Source organism: Kandleria sp. (genome assembly GCF_017934775.1).
In the GTDB taxonomy this organism is placed as follows: domain Bacteria; phylum Bacillota_I; class Bacilli_A; order Erysipelotrichales; family Coprobacillaceae; genus Kandleria; species Kandleria vitulina.
In genome coordinates this window covers 1-8596 of record NZ_JAGBIX010000066.1, presented here as the reverse complement: position 1 = coordinate 8596, position 8596 = coordinate 1, and the positions used below count along the sequence as shown (strand labels likewise).

Sequence of the window (8596 nt, the reverse complement as noted above, 5' to 3'; positions counted from 1 at the left end):
CGTTGTTTACGAGCTTACCTTATGGATGTCTCAAGTTATAATGATTAACTTCTCTTCAGTGATATGATATCACTTCTAGATAAAATAAAAAACTAGAATTATTACTTGAATAACTTCTAGTTCTATAATACGAAAGAGCTTATGATTAAGCTCTTCCTACATATTTACCGTCAGTTGTGTTAACAATAACAGTTTCACCTTCACTGATGAATAAAGGAACTCTGATAGAGAATCCAGTTTCAATTACAGCGTTCTTAGTAGCACCTGTTGCAGTATCACCTTTAACTGCAGGTTCTGCTTCAATGATCTTGAATGGAACATTGACTGGTAAAGCTACACCTAATACTTCACCTTCGAACTGAGTAATTTCAACTTCATCAGATTCTTTCATGAAGTTCATTTCCCAAGTTAAGTTTTCAGATGAAATTTCAATCTGATCATATGTTTCAGTATCCATGAATACTAACATACCACCATTGTCATATAAGTACTGCATTTTTCTCTTTTCGATATGTGCTCTTGCAACTTTTTCACTGTTACCGAAAGTAGTTTCAGTAGTTGTTCCAGTTCTCATATTCTTCATTTTAACACGAATATTTGCAGCTGCTCTTGCAGTCTTGTTATGAGAGTATTCTAATACTACAAATAAATTTCCGTCAAGCTGGAAAGTCATTCCAGGTCTTAAATCACCAACATTAATCATCGTAATGATCTCCTTTCAAGTTTTTACCGTAGACATTATAGCAAAATAATGCCTTAATGTAAAAGCCTTATTCAAGAAAGATGAAGAATATAATCAATTAGGCCTTATACTTCAGTTTTTTTACTCTTTGATCATCCACATAGATTTCAAGATAAAGCGTATATTGACCTGATTTAAGCTTAATCTGTGATTCAATGAGATAGTAATCTCCCATATTATCAACTGTATAATGAATAGATTCTTCATTATTACGTATTGTTCCAGATAAAAGCATATCTGTAGCCATTGTTTTCTTAAAGAAATAAACAAGTTCAATTTCTACTAATCTTCTTTGATTTAAAATCTTTTCTTGTCCATAAAGAAGTATCGTGCTACGAACAATCATTGATATGAAAAGAATAAAATGTAGCAGTACCAAAAAGATGATCAGTACAATCTGTAGAATACTGCCATTATTGTTGCGTAGTTTCTTCATCGCTTTTCTCCCCATGATACAAGTTGCCGATAAGATAAGTATAAGAATGATGATTTCTTTCTAGTCCTAAATAGATATAGTTGTTTTTAACATAGAAGTTAGCACAATCAATATTGGTAATCAGTGTTTCATAGCCTGGTCTTTTTACAAGTCGATGATTGTCATATTCGATGATGTTTTTCTCTTTATCTTCATCTTCATAGATCAGCTGATCATTTACTTCTTTAATATCCCCTGCAAGCAGGTACTCACTCACCTGTTTTACACCAATGGAAATATCAAAGTCATGATCAGCTTTCTTTATTTTTACAAGATGCAAGATGGAAGTCATATTGACGACTATCAATAATGTTATTGATAAAGAAAGGAGCACTTCGATTAACGTAAATCCTCTACGAGATCTGATTTTGGATCATCTCCCCTGCTTTTTAATTCAATTTTCTGATTTTCTTTCCTGTTCTCTTTGATCTTATACATACTTCTATTTTGAATGGTCAATAATGACACAAAGAAGATAATCAAAGTAACATAGATAGAAAAAGCAAACAATGCTTCAATGAGTGTCATTCCCCTATTGTTCTTCCACATAAAAAGTACCTGATCCTAATTGAAAAATAAAATCATAGCGCTTATGAGGCGTTTCTAGCTTTATGGTTTTGGCATGCTTGATTCTTCCGGTATTATTGTAGCTGAAATGATGACATGCTAAAAAGCGATAGCCCTGTCCTAAATGAATTTCACGGTTCATATGTTCACTATAGATATGCAGTGATTTATCTGAAACATCTACATCGGTGGTTTCTTTTTTTGTGCTTGCATGCATCCTCGCGTAGGTAAGTACATTGACAATCAAGTTCAGCTGTTCATCATCACTCACCTTTGGAAGTCGACAAGTAAAGCCAAATGCTGATAGGATTAGTATTACTGATAAACTCAGCAGCATTTCTACAAGGGTAAACCCTTTTCTATTTAACATAGGCCTGTCCATCACTTATATAGATTGATTTGCCATTAGGACAAGTCGCCTGTTTTTCTGTTAGATAAGGCTTGCTGCCAGATGTCAATTGACTGATGCTTGTTGGCAACTGTTCATGTTCTATTTCATATAAGATAATCTGCGAGTTGACAACTTCGATCTGCGCCTTGCAGCTCTTATTTTTAACAATATCATTTTTGCTTGTTACATAAGGTATAACCAACAATAAGATAACAAGGATTATCGATAAACAAAAAATCAGTTCAATAAGTGTAAAGCCCATATTTCTTTTCATAAAAGCTACCTCCTTTAAAGATCTCCAATTATATTCATAAGTGGCAATACAGCCGCAAGATAGATTGAAATCACAAATATCGCAACGAAACTATAGACTGCTGGAACAACAATCTTGACCATTTTATTGATACGTACATGAACCCATTCCAAAGTTAAATCTATATACCCCTGCAGTGATTTTACATCTTGAGGACTCTGTAAAAAAAGCTTATACATCAGTATAAACAGTGGATCAAAATATTCGAGATTGTACATCCCTTCTTCAAACGATAGACCATTGTTCATTTTCGTATATATTTCATAGATCATAATCTTAATATCACTGTGATTCATCTTCTCATTAAGCAATTTCATGATTGAATGTGCATCAATATGATCCTTTAATAACTCATTAAAATACACCGCAAACTTTAATGTAAAATACTTCTGCAAAAGAACGTTGATGCCTTTGATTTTAAGATACTGTTCAATAATCAGATACTTCTTATTCTTCAGGGCATAAAGAAGATAAAGAAACAGAAACGTTATCACAATAAATGAAACTATAAATAGAATAGGAATCATTTTCATGATATAGATCATTACAATTAACAAGAAAGGACGTTCAACTGAAAAAGAATCAAAAAGCATTGATACTTTTGGAAACAAAATAGTTGTCGCAAAGATAGAAAAACCAATCATAAATACAATTAACATCAATGGATAAGTCATATCCTTGCGTAGCTGCTTCTTTATTTCTTTTACATGATCACAAATATCAAGACTGTTCTTAATTGCTAAAGCAAGAGTAAAACGTTCTGAGAAGAAGTCAAAGAATTCAAGAAACAATGTAGGCAGTGGTGCTTCCATAATAATCTCTTTGACATCCATTCCTATTTTCATTTGATCTATCATGGTATCTACATAAGGAAAACGTGTGATATCCTCACAGATCAGTAAGGTTTCTTCTAGTCCATAACCCTGTTTTAATAACATATAAAAGGTTCTTAAAAAGAAATAATCTTTATCCATTCAGTTCTTCCTCAAAAAGATAACGATCATAATGTTTCTTATTAACAAGCATCAAAGCATTCTCTTTGAAAGTATGATATTTTACTTCATGATCATGAAGAAAGACATCTATTTCTTTTTTCGTTAATATCTCTGGTAAAAGAATGACCTTGTGCTTTTTTTCATCATATTTAATTTTTTGAGAAGCAATACCAATCAGAATATCCTGCAGGTCTGAAAGACTCACTTTCATATTTAATAATCGCTTAATGACAAGCAATGCAGATGAAGCGTGGATTGTACTTAATACAAGATGTCCCGTTAATGCGCATGTCACTGCTAATGCAGCAGTCTTTTCATCACGAATTTCTCCAATCATGATAACATCAGGATCATGTCTTAATATTTGTCTTAGTGTATCAAAGTACGTAATGCCTAATGATTCATTAATTTGAATCTGTAGACAGTGATCCTTGATCATTTCAATAGGATCTTCAAGCGTAATGACATTCTTTCCACCCATTTCAATAATACGATCAAGAAGTGCATAAAGCGTTGTCGACTTCCCGCTTCCAGTAGCTCCACTTACAAGAAATAGACCAGAATGCTTATGACATATTTCATTGAGAAATCTTGAATAATCTCCTACTTCTGATAATTCATTGATTGTTATTTTTTCATGATTATTCAATATTCTTATAACTATGCTTTCAAAATCAATGCCTGGAAGATAAGAAACACGAAGAAAGTAGATATGATCACTAATATAATAATTAAAAGAACCTGTCTGAGGCATCAGACGATAGTTTACGTTGATAAAGGACTTATATTTTATATAATTCATGATCCTTTCTCCTAATTGTTTATCATAAGTCTGATAGTGCCTTAACTGTCCATAAATACGATAATAAATCGATAAGTCTTTCTTTAATTTCATATGAATATCTGTTGCTTCATTTTTCAATGCCTTATAGATCAGAGTTTCAAATAATTCATCCATAAAATCATCTCCTATTATTATATTCTTGATAATGGGTGTTTTTTCTCATAAAAAATAAAAACAATTCAGAAAAATCTGAATTGTTTTATCTAGTAAATATTAATGCCATATAAAATAATACAACAAGGATGACAATCCCAATAACGATCTTCTTAATCATGTTATCTCCAATCTATTTGATATTTATAATCTTTATACTGCTGTTTAAAGAAACTCTTTATAATAACTTCAGCGTTTTTCCTAGCACGTGCTTCAAAACCATTAGCGAGGGCATTTTTCAAAGCTTTCTGTTTCATCTTGATGCGTGCTTTATTGCTTTCTTTCATAGTGACATTAGTAAAGATACTTTCGTCTTCATGATAAACCTTTAAACTTTTTTCATCTAGATCATTACTGATAATGATCATTTTCGGAAAAGAGACTTTTATTGTTTTCTTTTCATTATCAATATTCCATTTAATATCATTGAAGTTATATCCAGCCTTGATAATAGAATCATAGCTATAGATTATTTTAGATTCAGTTAATGGTATTGTAATATCGAAAATCTTTCTTGATTTATCTGTAACAGATACAGTTGTCACATACGCTGATTCAGTTGCCAGTTCACCAATATCCTCAAATCCAATTTTTGTAACCTTCTGTATTGTAGTAGTTTCCGCTTTAAACATTTGGGTAAAAAAATGTACAATCGGTTTTGAAAAGAGTGTTCCAGTAATCAAAATAGCTACGTAAATGGCTATCTTGATATAAAATTTGATATTAGATTTTTTTTGTTTCTTACTCATACATTCATCCTCATAACCTGTAATATAACAAAAATATATCATTAATAAATCGCTCTGCCAGTCCATTATTTGAAAATAAAAAAGGAATGACATCAATAGCCATTCCAATCTATGTTTTTAATATAATAATTATGTTCACGTTCATAAGATAACGTTGTCTTTTCTCCATGACCAGGATAAATATCTGCATCAAATGGAAGATCTCTTATTCTCCTGATTGTCTTCTTTAAAAAGCCCAAGGAAGATGTTGGAAAGTCATGGCGGCCTACACAGCCCTTAAACAATGCATCACCGGTAAATAACGCATTCTCACTTTTAATATAGAATGCTTCATCTCCAAATGTATGACCAGAAGCATCAATAACATCTATTTCAAATGAACCCAAACTCATATGAGGTGTCGTTGTCGTTAAAGGTGCCTCAGGTACAAACGGAGAAGTCATCATATCTGAAAGATTCAATTCTGAATTATGTATGATGATCTTATTGCGAGCTGATGTGTAGACAGGCACATTATAACGTTCTACTAATGGATCAATTCCTGCAATATGATCAAAATGTCCATGTGTAATAAGAATACCAATAAAAGTAAGTTGAGAGTTGTCAATAATCTCTGAAATAAGATCCACCTGTTCCCCTGGATCAATAACAATCAATTCTTTATCATTGGATACAATGTACGTATTGACATCCATAATACCATTTTGAAGTGTTTGAATCATTTTGCTTTACCCTATAAAAAAATAAGCCATTAGGCTTATTTCTTTTCCTTGTGAACTGTTTTCTTCTGACATCTTGGACAATACTTTTTGATTTCCTGTCTTTCAGGATGTTCTCTCTTATTCTTAGTACCAATATAGTTTTCTTCACCACATACTGTACATTTATAAGTTACGTTTTCTCTCATTTTAACACCTCCTGTTAAACTTGCTTTTATATACTAACATATCACTTAAGAAATTGCTAGTCCTTTTTACGTGTTTTTATCTTAATGAAGACATAATACACATGCATATTATAAATTGTAGATAGCCGTTAAACAAGAGTAAATTACATGTTCAAGTAAATATTTTTAAAAAGAAAGAAGACCTTTAAAAAGGTCTTCTATTTCTTATAGCCATATTTCTCAAAATACTGTGATACCGCATATTTCCATACCGATGGTGCAGAGTTGTTATTCTTCTGTCTTTCTACCATAACTGTACATACAATCTGTGGATTATCAACACTTGAATAACCAATCAGCAAGTGGTTTGGATAATCGGTATTGCCTGAATGTGTATAGTCTTCGGCAGTACCTGTCTTAGCCGCAACCTGATATGGGAAACCTTTGAATTGACCAGATACAGTACCATAATCAATAACAGCTTTCATACCAGCTCTGATCTGTTTAAAGGCTGTCTTTTGATCACTCATGTCATCGACAATCTTCTTCTGATATGTATCCAAGGTAACAATGTTGCCATCGTCATCATAAGTAAATGAGCTCTTATATAGATGAGGTGTAATCTTAACCCCCATATTGGCTAGTGTAGTAGCATAAGTTGCTAACTGCATATTTGTATAGGTATCATACTGACCGATTGAGAAGTCAAGCAGATTACCAGCATTCTGAGCATTACCACGATATCCTAATGCTTCATTATCGACATCGATGCCAGTCTTGACACCAAGTCCTAATTCACCGGCACCATTACGTAATTTTGTAAAGGCATCCTTATTGATCTTCAATGGCTTATTGTATTGATACTTGCCACCAGCTAATTTAATGATGACCTGCATCATCCAGATATTTGATGAATAAGCCAATGCTGAAACTTCATTAAGATGACCCAATCCTTTTTTCCAAGAATACTTCGTCTTAGTACCAGCAATCTTTAAACCTTGTGGTGTATCATCTTCATAATGGTTAGCTTTAATAACTTTATTCTTGAAGGCAGTATAAATAACTGCAGACTTCATTGTAGAACCAATACGATAAGCACTTAAATAGTTACCAGCTGAATAGTCAGTAATCTTTCCTGTCTTCTGATCAATTTCTCTACCAACCATGGCGATAATATCACCCGTTGTAGGATCTTCTAGAATACAGTAGATATGATCATTAAATGGTTCACTACGATGAGCAAGAAGTTCTTTGTCAATATAATCAGAAATCTTCTTCTGTAGATCCCAATCAATTGTCAGCTGAATATTGGCACCGTTGGTACCTTCCTGACTTAGTTTGACTGTAGGTGTTCCATTGGAGTCATAAGATATAGAATATGTTGAGCTGACCCCTTTAAGAATATCTTCATATTGACCTTCAATACCTGAAGTCCCTACTCTTGCATCATTGGTATAATCAAGGGCAATCAGTTCATCCTTTTTAGTAGAAGGAAGCCCCTGTTTACGTGTTGTAAGATTACCAAGAGTTCTCTTTAAAATCTTATCTGTTGTCTTACGTTCCCAATCACTTGTTACCTGAATTCCTCTTAACAGATCACTGTGTTCTCCAATGATACTTGCTTCCTTGATAGAAATATCAGATAGCACAACTGAAGACCCAGAAGTACAAGACTTAATCGCATAGAATATCTTATAGTACTTGATATCATTATCAGATAATTTCTTCTTTAGAATATCATCTGTAATATAATGTAGCTGCAAACGAGTTAAGTCACTCTTTTCACTATCTGATCCCTTGATAGCATTGAGTTCTTTCTTTGGAATCAATGATGTAACATATTTCTCATCTTTCATTATAAGAAAGTCTTTCTTCTGTCTTGTAGTGACTTCAGAAATATCTACATTCACATTTTTCATCAAGAACTTTGTCATTGCGTCAATCTCTTCATCCTTGATGCCTTTAACAGCATAATAAGTCGCACAAATGACAGTCTTGTTTTGTACAAGCGGCTTATAATTACGATCCATTATTTCACCACGCTGGGCATCTACCTGAAAAGTATTGGTATTGTACTGCGTCAGTTTAGCATCATAATAGTCCTTTTGCCTGATCTGCGTAGAAAAAAGCTTCAAACTGAAGATAAGACCAATGACAATAATGACAATCATCATAATCTTTAAACGCTTCTGCATCAGCTGTTCTAGATTTTTTCGTTTTTCTAATTTAATTTCACGTTGTCCATGAAAATGAATGGGTGTTTTATTAAACAAACCTACCACCTCGCTCTTATCTATTATACCTAAGTTTGATATGAAATCAATCTTTAAGAAAAGACAAAAGAAGCTGTAACGAAATAAATACAGCACTCAAATAAAAAATGGTGGCATCCTCATAAGTGATGAGGAATGCCACCTTTTTTGATATAATTAGGCTATGAAAAATAACAATACAAATACACCTAATTACAAGAACAATTAT

Annotated in this window: 12 protein-coding genes; all 12 read right to left on the bottom strand. The window is 32.7% G+C overall.

The window, feature by feature from the left end; translation table 11 throughout:
* Positions 1-145 precede the first annotated feature (145 nt).
* The 12 genes from efp to J6L95_RS07230 all read right to left on the bottom strand — a co-directional run bounded on the left by efp (position 146) and on the right by J6L95_RS07230 (position 8388).
* Entirely contained in the window at positions 146-703 is a 558-nt protein-coding gene (gene efp, locus J6L95_RS07285; protein ID WP_029070799.1) for an elongation factor P, read from the bottom strand.
* Between the two features lie 97 nt (positions 704-800).
* Positions 801-1178: a hypothetical protein gene (locus tag J6L95_RS07280; protein ID WP_287458606.1), complete on the bottom strand. Its 378-nt coding sequence runs from the start codon at positions 1176-1178 to the stop codon at positions 801-803.
* A complete protein-coding gene (locus J6L95_RS07275) occupies positions 1156-1509 on the bottom strand; it encodes a competence type IV pilus minor pilin ComGF (protein ID WP_051550747.1) in 354 nt (117 codons plus the stop codon). The genes J6L95_RS07280 and J6L95_RS07275 overlap by 23 nt, the downstream gene beginning before the upstream one ends.
* A 47-nt stretch (positions 1510-1556) precedes the next feature.
* The gene (locus J6L95_RS07270) at positions 1557-1745 is read right to left on the bottom strand and encodes a hypothetical protein (RefSeq protein ID WP_029073112.1); all 189 of its coding nucleotides are present in this window, start codon (positions 1743-1745) and stop codon (positions 1557-1559) included.
* Between the two features lie 4 nt (positions 1746-1749).
* On the bottom strand, positions 1750-2154 hold the full coding sequence (locus J6L95_RS07265; protein ID WP_029073113.1) for a prepilin-type N-terminal cleavage/methylation domain-containing protein: 405 nt from the start codon (positions 2152-2154) through the stop codon (positions 1750-1752).
* Positions 2144-2449 carry a competence type IV pilus major pilin ComGC gene (locus J6L95_RS07260; RefSeq protein ID WP_029070802.1) on the bottom strand — a complete coding sequence of 102 codons (306 nt, stop codon included), beginning with the start codon at positions 2447-2449 and terminating at the stop codon, positions 2144-2146. Before J6L95_RS07260 ends, J6L95_RS07265 begins: the two co-directional genes overlap by 11 nt.
* Before the next feature lie 14 nt (positions 2450-2463).
* The gene (locus tag J6L95_RS07255; RefSeq protein WP_287458605.1) at positions 2464-3462 is read right to left on the bottom strand and encodes a type II secretion system F family protein; all 999 of its coding nucleotides are present in this window, start codon (positions 3460-3462) and stop codon (positions 2464-2466) included.
* Positions 3455-4441, bottom strand: coding sequence for an ATPase, T2SS/T4P/T4SS family (locus J6L95_RS07250; protein ID WP_287458604.1), 987 nt, complete (start codon positions 4439-4441; stop codon positions 3455-3457). Before J6L95_RS07250 ends, J6L95_RS07255 begins: the two co-directional genes overlap by 8 nt.
* 161 nt (positions 4442-4602) lie before the next feature.
* Positions 4603-5229 (bottom strand): DUF4230 domain-containing protein, encoded by a 627-nt coding sequence (locus J6L95_RS07245; protein WP_287458603.1) that lies wholly within the window; start codon positions 5227-5229, stop codon positions 4603-4605.
* Between the two features lie 92 nt (positions 5230-5321).
* Complete coding sequence (locus J6L95_RS07240) at positions 5322-5951, bottom strand: MBL fold metallo-hydrolase (protein WP_287458602.1); 630 nt, start codon at positions 5949-5951, stop codon at positions 5322-5324.
* Between the two features lie 35 nt (positions 5952-5986).
* Positions 5987-6136: a 50S ribosomal protein L33 gene (gene rpmG / locus J6L95_RS07235; protein WP_029070498.1), complete on the bottom strand. Its 150-nt coding sequence runs from the start codon at positions 6134-6136 to the stop codon at positions 5987-5989.
* A gap of 197 nt (positions 6137-6333) precedes the next feature.
* A complete protein-coding gene (locus J6L95_RS07230) occupies positions 6334-8388 on the bottom strand; it encodes a penicillin-binding transpeptidase domain-containing protein (RefSeq protein ID WP_287458601.1) in 2055 nt (684 codons plus the stop codon).
* Positions 8389-8596 lie beyond the last annotated feature (208 nt).

Excerpts from the sequence above, each read along its gene's own strand:
- rpmG (WP_029070498.1), bottom strand. The coding sequence starts at position 6,136 with ATGAGAGAAAACGTAACTTATAAATGTACAGTATGTGGTGAAGAAAAC.
- J6L95_RS07240 (WP_287458602.1), bottom strand. The coding sequence starts at position 5,951 with ATGATTCAAACACTTCAAAATGGTATTATGGATGTCAATACGTACATT.
- J6L95_RS07270 (WP_029073112.1), bottom strand. The coding sequence starts at position 1,745 with ATGACACTCATTGAAGCATTGTTTGCTTTTTCTATCTATGTTACTTTG.
- J6L95_RS07260 (WP_029070802.1), bottom strand. The coding sequence starts at position 2,449 with ATGAAAAGAAATATGGGCTTTACACTTATTGAACTGATTTTTTGTTTA.
- efp (WP_029070799.1), bottom strand. The coding sequence starts at position 703 with ATGATTAATGTTGGTGATTTAAGACCTGGAATGACTTTCCAGCTTGAC.
- J6L95_RS07275 (WP_051550747.1), bottom strand. The coding sequence starts at position 1,509 with ATGACTTCCATCTTGCATCTTGTAAAAATAAAGAAAGCTGATCATGAC.
- J6L95_RS07250 (WP_287458604.1), bottom strand. The coding sequence starts at position 4,441 with ATGGATGAATTATTTGAAACTCTGATCTATAAGGCATTGAAAAATGAA.
- J6L95_RS07255 (WP_287458605.1), bottom strand. The coding sequence starts at position 3,462 with ATGGATAAAGATTATTTCTTTTTAAGAACCTTTTATATGTTATTAAAA.
- J6L95_RS07265 (WP_029073113.1), bottom strand. The coding sequence starts at position 2,154 with ATGTTAAATAGAAAAGGGTTTACCCTTGTAGAAATGCTGCTGAGTTTA.
- J6L95_RS07280 (WP_287458606.1), bottom strand. The coding sequence starts at position 1,178 with ATGAAGAAACTACGCAACAATAATGGCAGTATTCTACAGATTGTACTG.
- J6L95_RS07245 (WP_287458603.1), bottom strand. The coding sequence starts at position 5,229 with ATGAGTAAGAAACAAAAAAAATCTAATATCAAATTTTATATCAAGATA.